Origin of the sequence: Faecalibacterium sp. An121 (assembly GCF_002160915.1) — a bacterium.
GTDB classification, from domain to species: domain Bacteria; phylum Bacillota; class Clostridia; order Oscillospirales; family Ruminococcaceae; genus Faecalibacterium; species Faecalibacterium avium.
Map to the genome: position 1 here is coordinate 20,639 of NZ_NFLM01000003.1, position 20,923 is coordinate 41,561.

The 20,923-nt window shown below is 63.7% G+C and carries 23 protein-coding genes and 1 other RNA gene; 15 read left to right on the forward strand and 9 right to left on the reverse strand.

Annotation, left to right across the window (positions count from 1 at the left end; translation table 11 throughout):
* Positions 1-19 precede the first annotated feature (19 nt).
* The 3 genes from uxuA to B5E66_RS02205 form a co-directional block, all read right to left on the reverse strand.
* Positions 20-1,123, reverse strand: a complete 1,104-nt coding sequence (gene uxuA / locus B5E66_RS02195; RefSeq protein ID WP_087228349.1) for a mannonate dehydratase — start codon at positions 1,121-1,123, stop codon at positions 20-22.
* Positions 1,124-1,408: 285 nt separating this feature from the next.
* Positions 1,409-2,083, reverse strand: a complete 675-nt coding sequence (locus tag B5E66_RS02200) for a GntR family transcriptional regulator (RefSeq protein WP_087228350.1) — start codon at positions 2,081-2,083, stop codon at positions 1,409-1,411.
* Positions 2,084-2,201: 118 nt separating this feature from the next.
* Complete coding sequence (locus B5E66_RS02205) at positions 2,202-2,846, reverse strand: phosphatase PAP2 family protein (protein ID WP_206393023.1); 645 nt, start codon at positions 2,844-2,846, stop codon at positions 2,202-2,204.
* 212 nt (positions 2,847-3,058) lie between these two features.
* On the opposite strand from B5E66_RS02205, the gene B5E66_RS02210 reads away from it, so the two are divergent.
* The 6 genes from B5E66_RS02210 to B5E66_RS02235 all read left to right on the forward strand — a co-directional run bounded on the left by B5E66_RS02210 (position 3,059) and on the right by B5E66_RS02235 (position 8,947).
* The gene (locus B5E66_RS02210) at positions 3,059-3,904 is read left to right on the forward strand and encodes a Cof-type HAD-IIB family hydrolase (RefSeq protein WP_087228351.1); all 846 of its coding nucleotides are present in this window, start codon (positions 3,059-3,061) and stop codon (positions 3,902-3,904) included.
* Complete coding sequence (locus tag B5E66_RS02215; protein ID WP_087228352.1) at positions 3,901-4,812, forward strand: HAD hydrolase family protein; 912 nt, start codon at positions 3,901-3,903, stop codon at positions 4,810-4,812. Before B5E66_RS02210 ends, B5E66_RS02215 begins: the two co-directional genes overlap by 4 nt.
* 226 nt (positions 4,813-5,038) lie before the next feature.
* Positions 5,039-6,007: a bifunctional 4-hydroxy-2-oxoglutarate aldolase/2-dehydro-3-deoxy-phosphogluconate aldolase gene (eda, locus tag B5E66_RS02220; RefSeq protein ID WP_087228353.1), complete on the forward strand. Its 969-nt coding sequence runs from the start codon at positions 5,039-5,041 to the stop codon at positions 6,005-6,007.
* Between the two features lie 97 nt (positions 6,008-6,104).
* Complete coding sequence (locus B5E66_RS02225; RefSeq protein WP_087228354.1) at positions 6,105-7,130, forward strand: sugar kinase; 1,026 nt, start codon at positions 6,105-6,107, stop codon at positions 7,128-7,130.
* A gap of 24 nt (positions 7,131-7,154) precedes the next feature.
* Positions 7,155-8,003 (forward strand): 5-dehydro-4-deoxy-D-glucuronate isomerase, encoded by an 849-nt coding sequence (gene kduI, locus B5E66_RS02230; RefSeq protein WP_087228355.1) that lies wholly within the window; start codon positions 7,155-7,157, stop codon positions 8,001-8,003.
* Between the two features lie 143 nt (positions 8,004-8,146).
* Positions 8,147-8,947 carry a gluconate 5-dehydrogenase gene (locus B5E66_RS02235; protein ID WP_087228356.1) on the forward strand — a complete coding sequence of 267 codons (801 nt, stop codon included), beginning with the start codon at positions 8,147-8,149 and terminating at the stop codon, positions 8,945-8,947.
* Positions 8,948-9,229: 282 nt separating this feature from the next.
* On the opposite strand, the gene B5E66_RS02240 is transcribed toward B5E66_RS02235, so the two are convergent.
* Positions 9,230-10,558, reverse strand: a complete 1,329-nt coding sequence (locus B5E66_RS02240; RefSeq protein ID WP_087228357.1) for an MATE family efflux transporter — start codon at positions 10,556-10,558, stop codon at positions 9,230-9,232.
* 35 nt (positions 10,559-10,593) lie between these two features.
* Complete coding sequence (locus B5E66_RS02245) at positions 10,594-11,505, reverse strand: pyridoxal-phosphate dependent enzyme (RefSeq protein ID WP_087228358.1); 912 nt, start codon at positions 11,503-11,505, stop codon at positions 10,594-10,596.
* Between the two features lie 261 nt (positions 11,506-11,766).
* Between B5E66_RS02245 and B5E66_RS02250 the strand changes: the two genes are divergently transcribed.
* The 8 genes from B5E66_RS02250 to uvrC all read left to right on the forward strand — a co-directional run bounded on the left by B5E66_RS02250 (position 11,767) and on the right by uvrC (position 18,028).
* Positions 11,767-12,132 carry a sigma factor-like helix-turn-helix DNA-binding protein gene (locus tag B5E66_RS02250; protein ID WP_087228359.1) on the forward strand — a complete coding sequence of 122 codons (366 nt, stop codon included), beginning with the start codon at positions 11,767-11,769 and terminating at the stop codon, positions 12,130-12,132.
* 43 nt (positions 12,133-12,175) lie between these two features.
* Positions 12,176-13,516, forward strand: coding sequence for a signal recognition particle protein (gene ffh / locus B5E66_RS02255; RefSeq protein WP_087228360.1), 1,341 nt, complete (start codon positions 12,176-12,178; stop codon positions 13,514-13,516).
* 109 nt (positions 13,517-13,625) lie between these two features.
* Positions 13,626-13,868, forward strand: coding sequence for a 30S ribosomal protein S16 (gene rpsP / locus B5E66_RS02260; RefSeq protein WP_087228361.1), 243 nt, complete (start codon positions 13,626-13,628; stop codon positions 13,866-13,868).
* Positions 13,869-13,883: 15 nt separating this feature from the next.
* Positions 13,884-14,117 carry a KH domain-containing protein gene (locus tag B5E66_RS02265; protein WP_087228362.1) on the forward strand — a complete coding sequence of 78 codons (234 nt, stop codon included), beginning with the start codon at positions 13,884-13,886 and terminating at the stop codon, positions 14,115-14,117.
* Positions 14,118-14,180: 63 nt separating this feature from the next.
* Complete coding sequence (gene rimM, locus B5E66_RS02270) at positions 14,181-14,717, forward strand: ribosome maturation factor RimM (RefSeq protein WP_087228363.1); 537 nt, start codon at positions 14,181-14,183, stop codon at positions 14,715-14,717.
* A 2-nt stretch (positions 14,718-14,719) separates the two neighbouring features.
* On the forward strand, positions 14,720-15,559 hold the full coding sequence (gene trmD / locus B5E66_RS02275; RefSeq protein WP_242958059.1) for a tRNA (guanosine(37)-N1)-methyltransferase TrmD: 840 nt from the start codon (positions 14,720-14,722) through the stop codon (positions 15,557-15,559).
* A gap of 234 nt (positions 15,560-15,793) precedes the next feature.
* The gene (locus B5E66_RS02280) at positions 15,794-16,057 is read left to right on the forward strand and encodes an HPr family phosphocarrier protein (RefSeq protein ID WP_087228364.1); all 264 of its coding nucleotides are present in this window, start codon (positions 15,794-15,796) and stop codon (positions 16,055-16,057) included.
* A 129-nt stretch (positions 16,058-16,186) separates the two neighbouring features.
* Positions 16,187-18,028, forward strand: coding sequence for an excinuclease ABC subunit UvrC (uvrC, locus tag B5E66_RS02285; RefSeq protein WP_087228365.1), 1,842 nt, complete (start codon positions 16,187-16,189; stop codon positions 18,026-18,028).
* Positions 18,029-18,081: 53 nt separating this feature from the next.
* Here the strand turns inward: uvrC and B5E66_RS02290 are convergent, their stop codons facing one another.
* From B5E66_RS02290 to B5E66_RS02300, 3 genes are all read right to left on the reverse strand, one after another.
* Positions 18,082-18,756 (reverse strand): AhpC/TSA family protein, encoded by a 675-nt coding sequence (locus B5E66_RS02290; protein WP_087228366.1) that lies wholly within the window; start codon positions 18,754-18,756, stop codon positions 18,082-18,084.
* Positions 18,757-18,906: 150 nt separating this feature from the next.
* A non-coding RNA gene (gene ssrS / locus B5E66_RS02295) (6S RNA) lies at positions 18,907-19,111 on the reverse strand.
* A 28-nt stretch (positions 19,112-19,139) separates the two neighbouring features.
* Positions 19,140-19,454: a DUF1292 domain-containing protein gene (locus tag B5E66_RS02300; RefSeq protein WP_087228367.1), complete on the reverse strand. Its 315-nt coding sequence runs from the start codon at positions 19,452-19,454 to the stop codon at positions 19,140-19,142.
* A gap of 229 nt (positions 19,455-19,683) precedes the next feature.
* Between B5E66_RS02300 and B5E66_RS02305 the strand changes: the two genes are divergently transcribed.
* Positions 19,684-20,400, forward strand: coding sequence for a peptidylprolyl isomerase (locus tag B5E66_RS02305; protein ID WP_087228368.1), 717 nt, complete (start codon positions 19,684-19,686; stop codon positions 20,398-20,400).
* A gap of 7 nt (positions 20,401-20,407) precedes the next feature.
* Here the strand turns inward: B5E66_RS02305 and ruvX are convergent, their stop codons facing one another.
* Positions 20,408-20,839, reverse strand: a complete 432-nt coding sequence (ruvX, locus tag B5E66_RS02310; protein ID WP_087228369.1) for a Holliday junction resolvase RuvX — start codon at positions 20,837-20,839, stop codon at positions 20,408-20,410.
* Positions 20,840-20,923 lie beyond the last annotated feature (84 nt).

Here is a 20,923-nt window from a genome sequence, read left to right on the forward strand (position 1 = left end):
GCGGATGTGCGGACATGGCTCAGTCCTTGCCGGCCTTTTCGGCGTCGAGCTTGTCCAGCATATCCCAGATGCCCCACATATACATGATGCCCAGGGCACGGTCGTACAGGCCATAGCCGGGCCGGACGGTGCCGGGACCTTCGCCCCACAGATGACGGCCGTGGTCGGGGCGGATGTAGCCCTCGTAGTGGCAGTCGTGGTAGGCCTTGAGGATGTCCAGGATGTGGGTGTCGCCGTCGCAGTCCCGATGGCTGGCTTCCGAGAAGTCGCCGTTGGGGAAATGCTTGACGTTGCGGATGTGCGCGAACGCGATGCGGTCGCAGTGCTTGTAGATGATGTCGGCCACGTTGTTGTTGGGGTCGGCGTTCAGGCTGCCCGAGCACAAAGTCAGGCAGTTGTAGGGATCGTCCACCATGGACAGGAACCGGTCGATGTTCTCGGCGCTGGTCAGCAGGCGGGGCAGGCCGAAGATATCCCAGGGGGGATCGTCCATGTGGATGGCCATCTTGATGTCGCACTCGTGGCAGACCGGCATCAGGGCCTCCAGGAAGTACTTCAGGTTCTCCCACAGCTTTTCCTTGGTGACCGGCTTGTATGCCTTGAACAGCTCGTCGAGCTTGGCCATCCGCTCAGGCTCCCAGCCGGGGAAGGTCATGTTGTACTTCTCGGTGAAGCTCATGATGTACTCGGCCATGGCGTTGTAGTCGTCCCGGATCATGTCCTTCTGGTAATACAGCGCCGTGGAGCCGTCCCCCACCGGGTGGAACAGGTCGGTGCGGGTCCAGTCGAAGATGGGCATGAAGTTGTAGCAGATGACCTTCACCCCGAACTTGGACAGGTTGCGGATGGTCTGGATGTAGTTCTGGATGTACTTGTCCCGGGTGGGCAGGCCGATCTTGATGTCGTCGTGGACATTGACCGACTCCACCACGTCCATGTTGAAGCCATAGGGCTCGAGCTGCTTTTGCACCTCGGCGATCTCATCCACTTCCCACACTTCGCCGGGCATCTTGCTGTGGAGCGCCCACACGATGCTTGTCACGCCGGGGATCTGCTTGATGTCGGACAGGGTGATCTTGTCGTTGCCTTCGCCGTACCAACGGAAACCCATTTGCATTGGCATAGTCTTCTCTCCTTTGTGTCTGGATTTGCAAACGCCGCGCCCTGGCCGGGACGCCGCCGGCAAGCGCGGCTTTGCAGCCGCTCCGGACTGCCCTGGGCACAGAGGGACATTCTTGATTGATTTCATTCTAGTATATCAATCCCTTTTTGACAAGTGGTAAACCCTCCATTCTTTTTCCGGGGTTTTTGTGGAACCTTTCCAAAAAAGAAAAACCGTGAGAAAAATTTTATGTTTCTCACGGTTTATTTTACTATTTTGGCCTGATATTTTAAAAAAATGCAGGTCTCAGCCCTCGATGAAATAATCGGGATGGGCCTTGCGGGCCTGCTGCACCGACAGCTTGTAGCGGTCCAGATGTTCCCGCAGCGCCTGGGCCAGCTGCCCGGCGGTGCCGTGTTCGAGGGCTTCCACGATCTGGCGGTGCTGGCTGGGCACCGACTCGTTTTCGCCCAGCATCAGGCTGAACAGGCGCAGCCGCTCGATGTGCTTGAAGGTGGAGATCATATGGTCGAAATGGTCCTCCATGCCGCAGAACGTGAAAGCCAGCCGGTGGAACTGGTTGTCCACTTCCAGCATACGGCTGTTTTTCTGGGGGTCCCGGGAGGCGGCCGCCTTTTCATAGGCCCGGATGTTGGCCTGGTAGGCTTCGATGTAGGCGGGCTGGCAGTGGTCGTAGACTTGCAGCAGCATCTCCTTTTCGAGGGTGAAGCGCGCGAACTGCTCCAGCCGCATCAGCTTCAGATCCATGGGGGCCACATAGGTGCCGCTCTGGGGCTTGATCACCACCATGTGGGCGATGTTCAGCATGATCAGGGCTTCCCGCACGGGGGTGCGGCTGATGCCCATTTCCTCAGCCAGCTGCCGGTCGTTGAGCGGGTCCCCGGGCTTCAATTCCATGGTGACGATCCGGTTCCATAGGGTCTGATAGGCGGCCTCCCGCGCACTGGATGATGCGGCCATAGGGCGCGTCTCCTTTCTTGTTTCCGCCGTGCGGAAGCTTTCTTGAACTTGCCTCTATTGTAGACTGATATTCCAGCTGCGTCAATGGGCCATTTGTTCAAACTTTGACAATGAAATTTTACATTTTGGGGGCTGCGGCGGTTTTCCGGCGGCCGTAGAGGGGGTAATACCACACGGCCACCAGAGCCAGCCCGCAGACGACGTCGATGACCGAGTGCTGCTTGGTGAAAACGGTGGAGATGCAGATGAGCGCCGCCCAGCCGTACGCCAGCGCCTTGAGCCAGGGACGGCCCGCGGCCAGCTTGCTCTTGGCGAAGGCCAGGGCCATGCAGCCCGAGCTCTGGCAGTGGATGGAGGGGCAGACGTTGTTGGAGGCGTCGGCCCGCCAGATCAGCTGCATCAGGTCCATGGCGATGTTGTCCCGGCCCACCTGTTCGGCGGTGGGGCGCAGGTCCACCCCGTTGGGCAGCAGCATATAGAGGATGAGGCAGAAGGTCATGCCCGAGAACATCATCAGGCACAGCTTGTCGTAGGCGGGGGTATCGTACCACCACAGCAGGGCCGTCACCGCGACCAGCAGCACAAACCAGCTGCAATAGGGGAAGATGAACCACTCGCAGAAGGGGATCCGGTCGTCGAGGGGGCTGTGGATGATATAGGCAGGGTCGGTGATGGTCCAGTCCAGGGTGAAAAACCATACCAGGTAGATCACCCAGTACAGCTGGAACCAGAGATGGGGCCGAAGCCGGCATAGTTTCAGCATGGCGTACTCCTTACAATAAAAAACACGGTGGCGCGCCCGGTCCGGCGGGCGCGGGTACCGTATCATTCTACCACATCCGCCGCCCTTGCGCAAACGGAGAAAGTACAGTAAAATAGTGGGGAGCGCCCCGCTTGCTCTGGGACGGCGCGCAAGGCGCCCCGGCGGCCTGTCTGCCGGGAACACAAAAACCATTGGGAAAATCGAGGCTTTTTATGGATACTTCACCCATTCGTCTGATCGCGGTGGACCTGGACGGCACCGTCCTGGACGACCGCAAACAGCTCACTCCGCGCACCCTCGAGGCCCTGCGGGCGGCCGGGAGGCAGGGGGTGCTGATCGTGCCCGCCACCGGCCGCACCCACGCCGGCCTGCCCCCCGAGCTGCTGGCACTGCCGGGGGTGCGCTACGCCATCACATCCAACGGGGCCCGGGTCATGGACCTGGCCGCCGGCAAGGCCCTGCGGGAACTGTACATCCCCCGGGGCACCGCCCTGGCCGCCTACGACGCCCTGTCCGCCTTTGACTGCATGACCGACCTGTTCCAGGACGGCCAGGGCTACACCACCCCCGCCAACCGGGCCGCCTCCTACCGCTTTGTGCCCGACAACCTCCGGGACTATGTCCTGAACACCCGCATCGCGCTGCCCGGCCTGCGCAGCTTCATCGCCGGCCAGAAGCGGGGCATCGAAAAGCTGACCCTGTTCTTTCTGGAGGAGGCCGAGCGCCGGCGCGCCTGGACCGCCATGGAGGACCTGGGCCTGGAGGTGGTGTCCAGCCTGCCCCTCAACATGGAGCTGAACGCCCGCGGCGCCAACAAGGGCGCCGGGCTGCTGGCCCTGGCCGATGCGCTGGGCCTGCCGGTCTCGTCCCTGATGGCCTGCGGGGACGGCGGCAACGACACCGCCATGGTGCGGGCCGCAGGGCTGGGGGTGGCCATGGCCAACGCCTTCCCCGAGGTAAAGGAGGCCGCCGACTACATCACCGCATCCAACAACCAGGACGGCGTGGGCCGTGCCGTGGAAAAATTTGTGCTGGGCATGGAGGAGGAAACGCTATGAACACACCTGTCATCCAAATGGCCGCCCTGGACCTGGACGGCACCCTGCTGGACCGCACCAGCCGGATCACCCCCCGCACCCTGGACGCCATCGGCCAGGCGGTCCGCCGGGGGGTGGTGGTGCTGCCCGCCACCGGCCGGGGCCTGTCCGCCCTGCCCCGGGTGGCCGCCGCCCTCCCCGGGGTCCGCTACGCCATCACATCCAACGGCGCGGCGGTGTGGGACATGGGGGACGACCCCGCCGCCGCCATCCGCAGCTGCTACGGCGACCCCGGCCCCGAGCCGGTCAAGCAGCCGGTCTGCCTCCATTACAGCCCGCTGGCCCCCGCTACCGCCCGGGCCGTCTACGACCTGTTGGAGCGCTGCCAGGGGGAACTGAGCTATTTTGCGCACGGACGCACCTTCAAGACCCCCGCGGGCATGGCCTGGAGCAAGGCCCGGATGGCCCGGCTGCTCTCCACCGAGGCCAAGCAGGCGGATGACGGCCGCTTCACCGTCCTGCCCGACCTGCGCACCTATTTTGAGGCGCACGCCGGGGAGATCGAAAAGTTCTGCATGTTCTTTGATTCCCGTGAGGCCGCCCGGGAGGTGCTGCCCCTGCTGGAGGCCATCCCCGGGGTGGAGGCCACCCAGGGCTCCCCCGACAACGTGGAGGCCACCGCCGCCGGCGTGAACAAGGGCTCCGCCCTGCTGGCCCTGGCCCGCAGCCTCGGCATCCCCCGGGAAGGGGTGCTGGCCGTCGGGGACAGCGAGAACGACCGCCGGATGCTGGAAGCCGCCGGGGTGGCCGCCGTCATGGCCAACGGGATGCCGTCCATCAAGGCCCTGGCCGACATCGTTTCCGACCGGGACTGCGACCACGACGGGGTGGCCGAGCTGTTTGACCGGCTGGGCCTGACGGGGATGTAAAGGCCGGTCCTCGTGCAGTTTTATGCAATGTATACAAGATGTGTTTACAAACATTGTGCTATGTGAGTATTACCAAACGGGCGTCCTTGGTTTATACTAGTAGCATACAACAGTGTGCCTGGACAAGCCATGCCCATGGCTCCAGGGCGCTCCCGAAGGCCCCCTGCGGCGTTCCCGGGCGTCCTGGTCATACTGCGCAAGCCTGAAAGTAAAGGAGAATGCGTTTATGTTTACGAATCCTACCCTGGAGCGTGTTTACGAGATCGGCATTATCCCCGTCATCGCCTTCAACAGCGTGGACGAGGCCCTGCCCCTGTGCAAGGCCCTGTCGGACGGCGGCTTGCCCGCCGCCGAGGTCACCTTCCGCACCGCCTGCGCCGAGGAGTGCATCCGCCTGATCCACAAGGAGATGCCCGAGATGCTGCTGGGCGCCGGCACCGTGCTGACCAAGGAGCAGGTGGACCGCGCCATCGATGCGGGCGCTTCCTTCATCGTCGCTCCCGGCTTCGATCCCAACATCACCCAGTATGTCATTGACAAGGGCTGCCTGGCCATGCCCGGCACCGCCACCGCAGGCGAGATGCAGCAGGCCATGAACATGGGCTGCGAGGCCCTCAAGTTCTTCCCCGCCGAGGCCAACGGCGGCGTGGGGATGCTGAAGAACATCGGCGGCGCCCTCAAGACCGCCAAGTGGATGTGCACCGGCGGCGTCAACGCCAAGAACGTCAACGATTACCTGAACTACGACCAGATCTTTGCCGTGGGCGGCACCTGGATGTGCAAGAGCGACGTGATCAAGGCCGGCGAGTGGGACAAGATCACCTCGATGTGCAAAGAGGCCGTCGATACCATGCTGGGCCTCAAGCTGGTGCACGTGGGCATCAACACCGCCAACGAGGAGGAGGCCAAGTCCACCGCCAACGCCCTGGCCGCCCTGCTGAACATGAAGGTCACCCCGGGCAACTCCAGCATCTTTGTGGGCAACAAGGAGTTTGAGATCATGAAGAAGCCCGGCCGCGGCACCAACGGCCACATCGCCATCGGCACCAACAACGTGGACCGCGCCATCTACCACCTGAGCCGCCGCGGCGTCAAGTTCGACCTCGAGTCCAAGGGCGTCAAGAACGGCAAGACCATGTCCTGCTACATGGCAGACGAGATCGGCGGCTTTGCCATCCACCTGGTCAAGGTCTGATCCGTCCCCCTTTCCGCATTCTCCCGCCGGGGCCCGCGCCCTGCGGCGGGTCGTTTGAAGTCCATCCACAAACCATAGATTGAAGGAGAACAGTACAATGAAAGTCGTTACCTTTGGCGAACTGATGGTCCGTCTGCAGCCGTACAACTACGAGCGCTTCGTCCAGGCAAGCACCCTCGAGTTTACCTTTGGCGGCGGTGAGGCAAACGTTGCCGTTTCGCTGGCCAACTACGGCGTGGACGCCGCCTTTGTCACCAAGCTCCCCGCTCATGCCATTGGCCAGTGCGCCATCAACAGCCTGCGCCGCTACGGCGTGGATACCAGCATGATCGTCCGCGGCGGCGACCGTGTGGGCATCTACTACAACGAGAAGGGCGCTTCCCAGCGCGGCTCGGTCTGCATCTACGACCGCGCCAACAGCGCCATCCAGCTGGCCCAGCCCTCCGATTTCGACTGGGAGAAGATCTTTGAGGGCGTGGACTGGTTCCACTTCACCGGCATCACCCCGGCTCTGGGCGAGAACGTGGTGGAGATCTGCCGTCAGGCCTGCAAGGCCGCCAAGAAGGCCGGGGTCAAGATCAGCTGCGACCTGAACTACCGCGGCAAGCTGTGGACCCGTGAGCAGGCCCGCGCCGCCATGACCGACCTGTGCCAGTATGTGGATGTGTGCATCTCCAACGAGGAGGACGCCAAGGACGTGTTCGGCATCGAGGCCGAGGCCACCGATATCTACGGCGGCACCCTGAACCACGAGGGCTACAAGAGCGTGGCCAAGCAGCTGGCCGACAAGTTCCACTTCGAGAAGGTGGCCATCACCCTGCGTGAGAGCCACAGCGCCTCGGACAACGGCTGGAGCGCCATGCTGTACGATGCAGCCACCAACGATTACTGCTTCTCCAAGAAATATGAGCTGCGCATCATCGACCGCGTGGGCGGCGGCGACAGCTTCGGCGGCGGCCTGATCTACGCTCTGCTGAACGGCAAGAGCACCCAGGATGCCGTGGAGTTCGCAGTGGCGGCTTCCGCCCTGAAGCACTCCATCGAGGGCGACTACAACATGGTCACCGTCTCCGAGGTGGAGAAGCTGGCCGGCGGCGACGGCTCCGGCCGGATCCAGCGCTGAGCTGCGTTCCACAGGAGGCAGAATATGGAGATCCGTTATTCCTGCAACCAGAAGGACTTCAAGCGCTACACCACCGAGGAAATGCGGGACGAAATGCTCATCACCGGCCTGTACAAGGCGGATGAGGTGGTGGCCGTTTACAGCCATGTGGACCGGATGGTCACCCTGGGCTGTATGCCGGTGCACGAGGTGGTGCCCATCGACAAGGGCATCGACGTGTGGGCCAACTTCGGCACCCACTATTTCCTGGAGCGCCGCGAGATCGGTATGTTCAACATCGGCAAGGGTTCCACCGGCATCGTGATGGTGGACGGCGTCCGGTACGAGCTGGGCTACAAGGACTGCCTGTACATCACCCAGGGCACCCGGGAGGTCACCTTTGCGTCGGCCGACCCCGCCTGCCCCGCCAAGTTCTACATGGTGTCGGCCCCGGCCCACTGCGCCTATGAGACCCGCCTGATCAAGATGGCGGACGCCAACCACCGGCCGCTGGGCAGCACCGAGACCTGCAACAAGCGCACCATCAACCAGTTCATCCACCCCGACGTGCTCAAGACCTGCCAGCTGAGCATGGGTATGACCGAGCTGGAGCCCGGCTCCAACTGGAATACCATGCCCAGCCACACCCACGAGCGCCGGATGGAGATCTACACCTATTTTGAGCTGCCCGAGGGGCAGGTGGTCTTCCATATGTGCGGCGAGCCCACCCAGACCCGCCACATCGTCATGCACAACGAGGACGCTGTCATCAGCCCCTCCTGGAGCATCCACAGCGGCGTGGGCACCTCGAACTACACCTTCATCTGGGCTATGGGCGGCGAGAACATGGAGTTCGACGACATGGACAACATCGCCACCACCGACCTGCGCTGAGCCCCGGCGCCGGACAGGCCTGTAACTTTGGATGACAAGGCCCCGCATCTGGTCCACTGGGCCGGGGGCGGGGCCTTTTGTTCAGGCTGCAACTAGGATACAACATAGGATACATCTGTGCATCGGATAGAAAGGAGCTTCCCATGGAACTTTCTGCATTTGACCTCCACGGCAAGGTCGCCCTGATCACCGGCGGCGCCCACGGCATCGGCTTTTCCATCGCGGAGGGGATGGCCCGCTGCGGGGCCAAAGTCTGCTTCAACTGCTCGTCTCAGTCCAGCTATGAGAAAGGCGTGGCCGCCTACCAGGCCGCCGGCATCGACGCCCACGGCTACATCGCAGACGTCACCGACTGGGCGGCGGTGCAGGCCATGGTGGCCCGGATCAAGCAGGATGTGGGCCCGGTGGATATCCTGGTGAACAACGCCGGCATCATCCAGCGCAAGCCCATGCTGGAGACCGACACCGAGGATTTCAGGAAGGTGCTGGACGTCCACATCGTGGGCGCGTTCAACTGCTCCAAGGCGGTGCTGCCCGACATGATCCAGAAGCGGGCGGGCAAGATCATCAACATCTGCTCGATGATGAGCGAGCTGGGCCGCGAGACCGTCTCGGGCTATGCGGCGGCCAAGGGCGGCCTGAAGATGCTGACCAAGAACATCGCCTCGGAGTTCGGCGGGTACAACATCCAGTGCAACGGCATGGGCCCCGGCTACATCGCCACCCCCCAGACCGCGCCTTTGCGTGAGCGCCAGCCCGACGGCAGCCGCAGCCCCTTCGACGCCTTCATCATCTCCAAGACCCCGGCCGGCCGCTGGGGCGAGGCCGAGGATATGGTGGGCCCCTGCGTCTTTTTGGCGTCGGACGCCTCCAACTTCGTCAACGGCCAGATCCTCTATGCCGACGGCGGCATCCTGGCCTACCTGGGCCATCAGCCCCAGTAAACCATACCCATAAAAACGAAGCCCTCGTCTCTCTTTGAGGAGAGGCGGGGGTGAGCGTGTCGAAAAACGACACGCTTTAGGGGGAACCCATTTCTGCCTGCTGCGCAGGTCAGAAATTCTTTCCCCCTAATATCCCCCTTGGGACAAAATTTAACGCTGAACCGCGCACTCGGCCTTTCGGCCTCGCACACTCTCAGCGCTAAATTTCCCTGTATGTGTCCTGTCCATCCGCACATGTCGGCTGGACAGGACTTTTTTGATAGTCTGTTTTGCGCCGGCCGGTCAGAATTCGCCGTCCTTCATGAGACGCGCCAGCAGGGGCAGCTCGTAGATCAGCATACAGACCCAGCCCACGGCGTAGCTCCAGGGCAGGGCCTCGATGTCCATATGGAACACAAAGACGAACAGGGCCGCCGCAGCCACCCGTCCGCCCATGTTCAGCAGGCTGCTGTTGAGGGTGACCTGCAGCCGCTCCACCCCGCGGAAGCCGCCCTGGATGCCGTTGGTGGCCGAGGGCAGCAGGTAGAACAGGGACACCAGCCGCAAAAAGCGCACCCCCAGCCCGATCACTTCGGGCTCGTCCACAAAGAGGCGCATGATGGGCTCGGCCCCCCAAAAGCAGACCGCCATGATGAGCAGGCCGTACACCGCCTCGATGCGCATCCCGGCAAAGAAGCCCTGCCGGACCCGGTCCCGCTGGCCGGCGCCCCGGTTCTGGGCCATCAGGGTGGTCATGGCGTGACCGATGTTCTGCTGGGGGGTATAGGCAAAGTCATCCACCCGGCTGGCCGCCGTGAAGGCCGCCATGGCGCTGACCCCCATGGTGTTCACCACGGCCTGGATGGCGATCTTCCCCAGCTGGACGGTGGCCTGCTGCATGGCGCTGGTCCAGCCGTACCGGACGGTCTGGCGCAGCATGGAAGGCTCGAACACCAGCCACTTGCGCCCCAGACAGAGCACCGGCACCCGGAGCCGGATGTAGACGGCGCAGCACAGGCAGCACAGCGCCTCGCTGAGGACGGTGGACAGGGCCGCGCCCCGCACCCCCCAGCCCAGGACCGCCACGCACAGCAGGTCTCCAAAGACGTTGAGCAGGGCGCTGAGCATCAGGAAATACAGGGCGCTTTTGCTGTCGCCCAGGGCCCGCAGGGTGGCCGCCAGGAAGTTGTAAAAGAAGGTGAAGATCAGCCCTGCGAACACCACCTGCAAATAGGCCACCGCGATGGGGAGAACTTCGTCGGGCACCTGCATCAGCCGCAGCAGAGGGGTGGCCAGCAGGATGCACAACAGCGAGAAGGCCAGGGAGAAGGCCCCGCCTGCAATGGCGGTGGTGGATACCTGCTTTTCCAGCCGGTCGGTGTCCTGGGCGCCAAAGGCGTTGCTCACCAGGATGCCTGCCCCCAGGCACATCCCGTTGATAAAGAGGATGGCCAGGGTCATCAGGGGGTTGGAGGTGCCTACGGCGGCCAGGGCGTCCTCGCCCACAAAGCGCCCCACGATGACGCTGTCGGCGGCGTTGTAGGTGAGCTGGAACAGGTTGCCCAGCACCAGGGGGATGGTGAATCGGACCAGCAGCGGGGTGATGGGCCCGCTGGTCATGTTGTGGGTCATGCAAAAACGCTTCCTTCTGTTTGGATTTGGCAGGTTCAGGCGAGAAGGCCGGTCCGGCCGGGGATCAGGCAGAGGGCGGCCCGGCTGCGGCCCTGGGCCAGGAACCGTGCCGCCGCCGCGATGGCAGCCCCGCCGCTGGGCGAGGCGGGCACGGCGTCGGTCAGCAGGACGGTGCGGGCGGCCCGGGCGGCCTCGGCGCTGGTGACGGCGGCGATCTTGTCCACGACGTAGGGGTTATAGTTGTCGGGCACCAGGCCAAAGCCCATGTCGGGGATGCCGTGCTGCCCGATGAAACCGCCCCCCAGGGCCTGGCATTCATAGGGCTCCACCGCGATGATCTGTACGTCGTTGGTCCAGGCCTTGATGCATTCGCCCACCCCGGTGATGGTCCCGCCGCTGCCCACGCTGACCGCAATGGCGTCCACCAGGCTTTCCCCCTCCCGCACGATGGCCTGGGCAATGGCCGGGCCGGTCACGCGGCGGTGGTATTCGGGGTTGTCGTCGCAGGCCAGCCAGTCCGTGTAGTACCAGCCCCGCTTCCCGGCCCAGGTGCGCGCCAGGTCCCGTGCGCCTGCCGGCCCCTCCCGCGCCGGGGAAAAGAGCAGCTGCGCCCCCAGCTCCGACAGCAGTTCCTGGCGGCCGGCGGGGGTGTTGTCGGGCATGGCCAGACAGACCGGGTGGCCGCTGGTCCGGCCCGCCAGGGCCAGGGCGGCCGCAAAGGCGCCGCTGCCCGCTTCGATCAGGGTCTGGCCGGGCGCCAGTACCCCGCGCTGGGCGGCCAGGGCCAGCATCCCTTCGGCCAGGCCGTCCCGGGCGGTGCCGGTGGGGCCGCTGTAATCCAGGCAGGCATACAGCTTGCCGGGCAGCTTGCAGGCGCAGGCGTAGCCCCGCAGCTCCACGATGGGTCCGGGGGCGATGCTCTGGTAGATGTTGGGGTAGACGGTCATGGCTGCGGCTCCTTTCTGTGAGGGATACATCATGCGGAATCTACCTTATCCTAACGCAAAGCGGGCCGCCCGTCAAGCGGGCAGGGGAAGGGGGAACTATCTGCACAAAAATCAGAGCAAAAAATCTCTTTCTTCCACAAAAAAGATGTCCCTTCCCGGTTGACAGCCGGCCGCAAGTCTGGTATAATCATCTGCGTCCGTAAAGCAAAATGCCTTTACAAAGACGCTGGAGGGAGAGCGGTGGCGTCAAAGAATCTGGAGATGGGCTACCTGCTGGACTTTTACGGCGAGGTGCTGACAGACAAACAGCGGGAGATGATGTCCCAGTATTACCACGACGATCTGTCGCTGAGCGAGATCGGGGAGAACTTTGGCATCACCCGCCAGGGCGCCCGGGACGCCATCAAGCACGGGGAGAGCGCCCTGCTGGAGCTGGAGCAGAAAGTCGGGTTCGCGGCCCGCTACCGCCGGGTGCAGCAGACGCTGGAGCAGCTGGAACAGCTGGTCATCGACGCCCGGTTCGAGTGCACCGGCCCCCACGCCCGCCTGACCACCAGCGAGTATGTCAAGACCCTCAACAAGATCCTGGCCCTGCTGCGGTCGATCGATGAGGTGAACGAGAGCTGAACCGGGCCGCGGCCTGCGGACCTGGTAGAAAGGACAGCCGAACATGGCATTTCAATCCCTATCCGAGCGCCTTGCCGGCGTGTTCAAAAAGCTGAAAGGACACGGCAAGCTCACCGAGGCCGACATCAAGGCCGCCATGCGGGAAGTGCGCATGGCCCTGCTGGAGGCCGACGTCAACTATAAGGTGGCCCGGGACTTCTGCAACAAGGTGTCCGAGCGCGCCATGGGCCAGGAGGTCATGGAGAGCCTGACCCCGGCCCAGCAGGTGGTCAAGATCGTCAACGAGGAGCTGACCGCTCTGATGGGCGGCGAGGAAGCCCCCCGCCTGAACATCAAGAACAAGGGCCAGACCGTCCTGATGCTGTGCGGCCTGCAGGGCAACGGCAAGACCACCCACGCCGCCAAGCTGGCCAAGTACTACATCAAGCAGGGCCGCCGGCCTCTGCTGGTGGCCTGCGACATCTACCGCCCCGCTGCCATCGAGCAGCTGAAGGTGGTGGGCGGCCAGGCCGGCGCCCAGGTGTTCACCCTGGAGGGGGCCAAGCCCCCCGAGATCGCCCGCAAAGCCCTGGCCCACGCCCGCGACTATGGCAACGACATCGTCATCCTGGATACGGCCGGCCGCCTGCAGATCGACGAAGTGCTGATGGACGAGCTGGTGGACATCAAGAAGGCGGTCCCGGTGGACGAGACGCTGCTGGTGGTGGACGCCATGGCCGGCCAGGACGCGGTGAACGTGGCCCAGACCTTCAATGAGAAGGTCGGGGTGGACGGGATCATCCTCACCAAGACCGACGGCGATACCCGGGGCGGCGCGGCCCTGTCGGTGCTGGCTGTCACCGGCAAGCCCATCAAGTTCCAGGGCACCGGCGAAAAGCTGGACGACCTGGAACCCTTCCATCCCTCCCGGATGGCCAGCCGCATTTTGGGCATGGGCGATGTGCTGAGCCTGATCGAAAAGGCCCAGGAGGCCGCCGACGAGAAGGTCGCAGAGGAGACCGCCCGCCGGATGATGGAAAACAAGTTCGATATGAACGACCTGCTGGCCCAGTTCGCCCAGATCCGCAAGATGGGCGGCGCCTCGGCCATGCTGAGCATGCTGCCCGGCGGGGCCAACATCGACCCCAGCCAGGTGGACGAGAAGGGCTTTGCCCAGATCGAGGCCATCATCTACTCGATGACCAAGGAGGAGCGGGAAAAGCCCTCCATCATCAATCCCAAGCGCAAGCGCCGCATCGCGGCAGGCAGCGGCACCCGGGTGGAAGACGTCAACCGGCTGCTGCGCCAGTATGAGACCATGCAGAAGCTGATGAAGCAGATGCGCAAAAGCCCCAAGGGCTTTGCCCGGAGGCTGGGCGGCATGCTGGGCGGCCTGCGCGGCTGAGAACGATCAAGGTACAAATCCAACCGCCCCGGCGGCATGGCTTTGGCATAGAATCACACGCCCCCGACCCGGGCGGCGTACAATCCAATGTTCAGGAGGAAAATTTATTATGGCAGTGAAGATCAGACTGCGCCGTATGGGCGCCAAGAAGTCCCCGTTCTACCGTGTGGTGGTGGCTGACAGCCGCTTCCCCCGCGACGGCCGTTTCATCGAGGAGATCGGCACCTACAACCCCATGCGTGACCCCGCCGAGATCAACATCGACGCCGAGAAGGCCAAGGCATGGATCGCCAACGGCGCCCAGCCCACCGATACCGTCCGCTACCTGCTCAAGAAGTCTGAGATTCTGTAAGCGGAGGGCGGTCACATGCAGGAGCTGTTGCTGACAGTAGCCCGCGGCCTGGTTGAGGACAAGGATGCCGTCACCGTAACGGTGGATCCCCCTCGTGAGGATGGCACCGTCGTCTACCACCTGCGGGTGGCAGAGGGTGACATGGGCCGCGTCATCGGCAAGCAGGGCCGGATCGCCAAGGCCATTCGCGTGGTCATGCGCGCCGCTGCCGTGCGGGTCGATGAGAAGATCCTTGTGGAGATCGACTGAACCGCTTTTCTGGGCCGTCCGCCGCTTTGGGCCGGGCGGCCCCTTTTTTGCAAAGGAGTAACTATGCAGCAGTATCTGGAAGCCGGCCGGGTGGTCACCACCCACGGCGTCAGGGGCGAAGTAAAGATGGAACTGTGGTGCGACGGGGTGGACTTCCTGCGGCCCGCAGGCAAGCTGTATCTGTCCCCGGCGGGAGGCCGCAGCCTGGCCATCGAGAGCATCCGCCCCCAGGGCCGGATGGCCCTGGTCAAGTTTGCGGGGGTGGATGACATGGACGCCGCCCGGGCGCTGCGGGGCCAGGCCTTCTATTTTGACCGGGACGATGTGCAGCTGGCCCCCGGCCGGTGGTATGTGGCCGACCTGATCGGCTGCGAGGTGCGGGATGCGGACACCGGCAAGGTGTACGGCGTGGTCACCGGGGTGGACCGCCCGGGTCCCCAGGACATCTATACCGTCAAGGCGCCCAATGGCAAGGAGTATATGTTCCCCGGGGTGGATGCCTTTTTGAAGGAGCGCAACCCGCCCGAGGGCTATATCACGGTGACGCCCATCCCCGGCCTGCTGGATGACGGCACGGTGAGCGAGCGGGAGGACGGCTGACCATGGGGATGCGCGTGGACATTGCGACCCTGTTTCCCGAGATGTGCCAGCGGGTGCTGGATGAGAGCATTTTGGGCCGGGCCGCCCGGCGGGGGCACATCGAGACCCACTGCCACCAGATCCGGGATTACACCCTCAACCGTCAGAAACAGACCGACGACTATCCCTACGGGGGCGGCTGCGGAATGGTGCTGTACGCCCAGCCCATTGCCGACTGCATCCGGGAGATCCGGCGGCAGGTGGAACAGCAGGGCCGCCCCGCCCCGCATATCGTGTTTATGACGGCGGGAGGCCAGCGCTACACCGAGGAGCACGCCCGCCGCCTGGCCCAATACGACAGCCTGCTTTTGGTGTGCGGCCACTATGAGGGGATCGACGAGCGGGTGATCGAGGCGTTTGCCGACGAGGAGATCTCGATCGGGGACTATATCCTCACCGGCGGCGAGCTGGCCAGCCTGGTGGTGGCCGACAGCGTGCTGCGGCTGCAGCCGGGGGTGCTGGCCGAGCAGAAGGGCTACGAGGAGGAGAGCTACTGGAACGGCCTGCTGGAGTACCCTCAGTACACCCGGCCCGAGGTGTGGGAGGGCCGCGCCGTGCCGCCCATCCTCCTCAGCGGCAACCACAAGGCGGTGGACGACTGGCGGGCCGAACAGAGCCGCCAGCGCACCCGCCAGCGCCGGCCCGACCTGTGGGAAGCTTATCTGGCGGCCGGCGGCTGGGACGGCACCCCGCCGCCCAAAAAGCCCTCCCGCCGGCGCAGAAAGAAGCTTGCAGAAGAGCCTCTTTTGCCCGGAACGGACGGCGGACAGACCCCGCCCGACGCCCCGCAGAAAGAGGAATGAACTCCCTTGCCTGTCTGAACGTGTTGAAAACTTTTGTATGTACAACCAATAGCAATGGATATGTTTTATGAAAAGGGTACAAATTGTAAAAAATGTCCCTGTTTGGATTGGGAAAACCGCCAAAATTCCAAAAAAGGCTGTACAACCATGTCCCCTTGCGATAAAATAAGAAAAGACAGCAGGTGTTAATGCATTGCATCATTCCATTACGACAATAGATAGGAGCGTTTTACTATGTATGTAAAAGAAGTTACCGTTGAAAATCAGGTCGGTCTGCATGCACGCCCCGCCACCTTCTTTATCCAGAAGGCCAATGAGTTCAAGTCCTCAATCTGGGTCGAGAAGGAAGAGCGCCGTGTGAATGCAAAGAGCCTGCTGGGTGTGCTCTCGCTGGGCATCGTGGGTGGCACCACCATCCGCATCATTGCCGACGGCGCAGATGAGCAGGCCGCTGTGGAGGCTCTGATCAAGCTGGTGGAGTCCGGCTTTGCAGAGTAAGCGGCATTTTGCTGGATCGGATTTGAGGGACGATCGAAGGACCCCTATCTCGTTGGAGGGTTTTCAGATGCACCCTTGGGGCGGACGCAGGTTCCGCCCTTTTTGTTTGCCCGTACAGGAGGTGAGACGATGACCAAAGCGGAGCTGTACCAAAAGGCCTGTATGCTGCCTTTGCTGCCGGGGGTGTATATCATCCGGGACAAGGCCGATACCATCATCTACATCGGCAAGGCCAAGCGGCTGCGCACCCGGGTCAGCCAGTATTTCCGGGAGGGCGTGCCCCATGACAACAAGGTCAGCCAGATGATCGCCCATGCCTTCAGCTTTGACGTGATCGTCTGCCAGAGCGAGTTTGAAGCCCTGGTGCTGGAGGCCAGCCAGATCAAGGCCCATACCCCCAAATACAACATCCTGCTGAAGGATGACAAGGGCTATTCCTATATCAAGGTGACCAAAGAGGACTGGCCCCGGCTGTCCTTCACCCTGCAGAAAGAGGAGGACGGGGCCGAGTACATCGGGCCGTATACCTCCAGCTTTGCCGCCCGCGAGATGGCCGAGAGCGCCCAGGACGCCTTTTTGCTGCCCCGGTGCAGCCGCCGTTTCCCCCAGGACATCGGCAAGGGGCGGCCCTGCCTCAACGCCCACATCGGCAAGTGCATGGGGGTGTGCAGCGGCAAGATCAGCTGTGAGGCGTACAACCAGGCGGTGAAAGGGGCGGTGCACCTGATCCGCTACGGCAAAAAGGACATCCTCAAGACGCTGACCCGCCGGATGGAGGAGGCCTCCGAGCGGCTGGAGTTCGAGACGGCCGCCCTGCTGCGGGACCAGATCGCCGCCATCACCAAGGTGACCGAAGGGCAGAAGGTGGTGGTGGACGAGGAACTGGAGATGGACGTGGTGGCCCTGGCAGGCACCCCGGACAGCGTCTGCGCGGCCGTGCTGCGCTACCGCCGCGGCCGCCTGACCGACAAGCGGGAATTTGTGTTCCACGACCGGTCGGACACCGACGGGGTGCGGGAGGAATTCCTGCCCCGCTATTACCTGGATGACGAGGAGATCCCGCGGATCATCGCGGTGGACGCCCTCCCCGCCGACGCCGACGCCCTGCGCCAGGCCCTGAGCCAGAAGCGGGGCAGCGAGGTGCAGCTGTACCAGCCCCAGCGGGGGGACAAGGCCCGCCTGGTGGAGATGGCCCACACCAATGCGGTGGAGCGGCTGGCCCGGGAACGGGGCCGCACCGCCCGGGAACAGAAGCTGCTGGACGAGCTGGCCCAGGTGCTGGGGCTGCCGGCTGCGCCCCGCCGCATCGAGAGCTACGACATCTCCAACTGGGGGGACGGCACCAGCGTCTGCGGCATGGTGGTGTTCCGGGACGGCAAGCCCAGCAAGGCCGATTACCGCCGGTTCAAGATGCGGACGGTGGCGGGCACCGACGACTACGCCTCCCTGGCCGAGACATTGAGCCGCCGGGCCGGGGAATACCAGACCCGCACCGGGGCAGGGGAGAGCACCGGCTTTGCCGAGAAGCCCGACCTGCTGCTGATGGACGGCGGCCGGGGCCAGGTGAACGCCGCCCGGGCGGCCCTGGCCGGCACCGCGCTGGCCGATGTACCCCTCTACGGCATGGTCAAGGATGACCACCACCGCACCCGGGCCATCGTGGACGGGGATGGCCGGGAGATCGCCATCCAGATGAACCGGGGGACCTTCACCTTCATCACCTCCATCCAGGACGAGACCCACCGCTTTGCCAACGCCTACCGCAAGCAGCAGATGCGCCAAAAGAGCTACTCCTCCACCCTGGTGCAGATCCCGGGGGTGGGGCCCAAGCTGGCCAAGGCGCTGATGACGCAGTTCGGCAGCGTGGGGGCGGTGCGCCAGGCCAGCTGCGAGGCCCTGGCCCAGACCCCCGGCGTAGGCCCCAGGCTGGCCGGGGAGATCTACGCCTGGTTCCGCCGGGAAGAAACCTGACAAACAAAAACCGCCCGGACGCATTGGCATCCGGGCGGGATCTTTTTGCGGGGTCAGTCGAACAGCTTGGACAGGGCGTCCTCCTCTTCCTCCAGGCCGCCGGCCAGGTCGGGCAGGGTGAGGGTCTCGTCCGAGTGGGGGCCGGCCTTGGCCTTTTGGGGGGCCTGCTGGGCCTTGCGGGTCAGCTCGCACACCTCGTCGCAGAGGGTGTAAATGGCCCCGCAGTCCCCGGGCATATCGGTCAGGTTGCGCCCGTAGTGGGTGAACAGGATGGCCCCTTCCTCCCCCAGCACCAGGGTCAGCGGGAGCAGCTGGGGGGCCTTGTGGTTGTAGCGCATCCCCTTGGCCTGGGCGCTGCGCAGGATGCGCTGGGCCTCAAAGCTCCAGTTCAGCAGGCCGGCGGTCTCCACCCCCATAAAGTTGTACAGCACCCCCGGCTGGTCGCAGATGAGGTCGAAGGGCAGCTGCCGGCCCTCCAGGGCCTGGGCCACCTGACGGGGCCCGCTGCGCACCACGCAGGCCAGCTTGACCCCTTTCAGGTCGTCCAGGGTCTTGAGGTAGCGGGAGATGTAGGTGCGGGTGATGGGATGGTCGAATGCGGGCAGGAAGATCATGGCCAGGGGCTTGTCCCCGGCGCACAGCCGGTAAAAGTCGTTGCCGGGGGACGAGGGGGTGTCGTAGGTGAAACGTGGGATGGAAGTCCCCACCAGGTGGTCTTCGGTCCGCATACTGCACACATCCTTTCCGGTTTTCGGGCCAGGATGCATCTGAAAACGACCGCCGTTCGGCAGATCTTCCCCCTATGCTGCATTTTCAGATACACCCCGGCAAGGGGGTAAACAAAAAAGCCGGACCAAAAGTCCGGCTGTTATCATAAAAAAGATCCCGCCCGGTCGTCTGCGGATGAATCAAACCTACCCTTACGGACAGGTGGGTGCCCTGCCAATGGTTTCATGCTCCCGCATCGATCCTCCAGGGTGGACCCTGACGGGGCGGTCTGCAATCCCCCACCGGACTCCAGGCTCCCGATGGATGATTAGTAGGATCATATATTCCGCAACAAATCGTGCCGGGCAGGATACTGCCGGTTTGGGGGCCGGCCCGCAAAGGGTCAGCCGATGTCGAAGTTGTCGCTCAGCCGCTTTTCGAACAGAGCGCCCACTTCCATCAAGGTCTCGTCGTCATCGACCACGTCCAGGTACTCGCCTTCGGCGTCCTTGCCAACGCTCAGGATCACCAGCTGGGCGTCCTCGTCCAGGTCTTCTTCGTCCTCGACGTATTCGACGACGGCCAGATAATGCACGCCCTTGTGGTCCAGCGCGTCGATCACCTCAAAGGTGATCTCGTTGCCGTCCTCGTCCTGCAGTGTCATCAGGTCGGGCTGGTATGCATTTTCTTCCTGAGGGATCTTGTTTTCGTCTGCCATCGGTATAACTCCAGTCTGTTTCACATCTGGGGGCCGGTGCAGGCCCTCGTCTTGCCTATAGTGTAGCGTTTTTTTGCCGCCTCGTCAAGATGCTAAATCAGGAAAAAGCGTTTTTTGCAGTTTTCACTTCTCTTCCCTCGCCTGGCAGGCGGTTCTGTGGTATACTGAACGATGAACCCCATGCCCGCCCGGCGGGTATGGTATAGGATATGATACAAGGAGAAGCAATATGTCTGGTAAATTCAAACGGGCCGCGCTGGTCCTGGCGGCGGCCCTGGCCCTTGCGCTGGCCGGATGCCTGGGGGGCGGCGCGCCCTCCGGCGGCAGTGTCAGCCGCCCCGAAGCGGTCCAGTCGGCCGAACTGCAGTTCACCCACCCTGCGGCGGGGGATACGGTGGCTGTGTTCGATACGTCGGCGGGGGTGTTCCGGGCGGTGCTGTTTCCCCAGCAGGCGCCCCAGGCCTGCGCCAACTTTGTGGGTCTGGCGCAGGCGGGCTATTACAACGGTCTGACCTTTACCCGGGTGGAACAGGGCTTTGTGGTGGAGGCCGGCCAGGCCGCCGACGGCAGCGCCGCCACCATCTGGAACGGCAGCGGCTATCCCGCCGAGTATACCGACCAGCTGCACCACTATTCGGGCGCCCTGTGCGCCGCCATGAGCGAGGAGGGCCAGGGGGCCAGCGTCTTTTACGTCATGCAGACCGCCCCGGGCCTGGAACAGGAGCTGGCCGATCGGATGGCGGCCCAGGGCTGGCGGCAGGAGATCATCGACGCCTACGCCGCTGCCGGGGGCGCGCCTTATCTGGACTACACCGACACCGTCTTTGGCCAGGTGTACGAGGGGATGGACGTGGTGGACGCCATCGGCGCCGCCCAGGTGGACGAGGCCCTGGCGCCTGTGGAAGCCATCACCATCCACAGCGTCACCATCGAGACCTATCCGTGAGGGCCGCTCACCGTTCGCCGGGATGGTTTTTGCGCCAGGCCAGGTAATTTTCCAGGATCACCGAGGCGCTCACCGCATCCAGCACAGCTTTGCGCTTTTTGCCGAAGGTGCCGCTCTCGCTCAGAAAGCCTGCGGCGGTGATGGTGGTCTGCCGCTCGTCCCACATACGGACGGGCAGGCCGCTGGCCTGCTCCACCAGGGCGGCCAGCTTGCGGCTTTTCTGGGCGCGGGCCCCCTCGGTGCCGTCCATGTTCCGGGGCAGCCCCACCACGATCAGTTCGGCGCGGTTGTCCCGGGCGGCCTGGCAGATCCGGTCGGCCACCTTGGCCATGGCCTTTTCCTCGATCTGGGGCTTGAGAGGTGTGGCCAGGATCTCGCCGGGGTCGCACACCGCAAGACCGGTGCGGCTGTCGCCGTAATCCACTGCTAAGATTTTCATACAAACGCTCCTTTGCTTTTGCTTTACAGGCTCATTCTACCATATTCCCGGTCCAGAGCGCAATGGGGCGTATTTTTTCTGCAC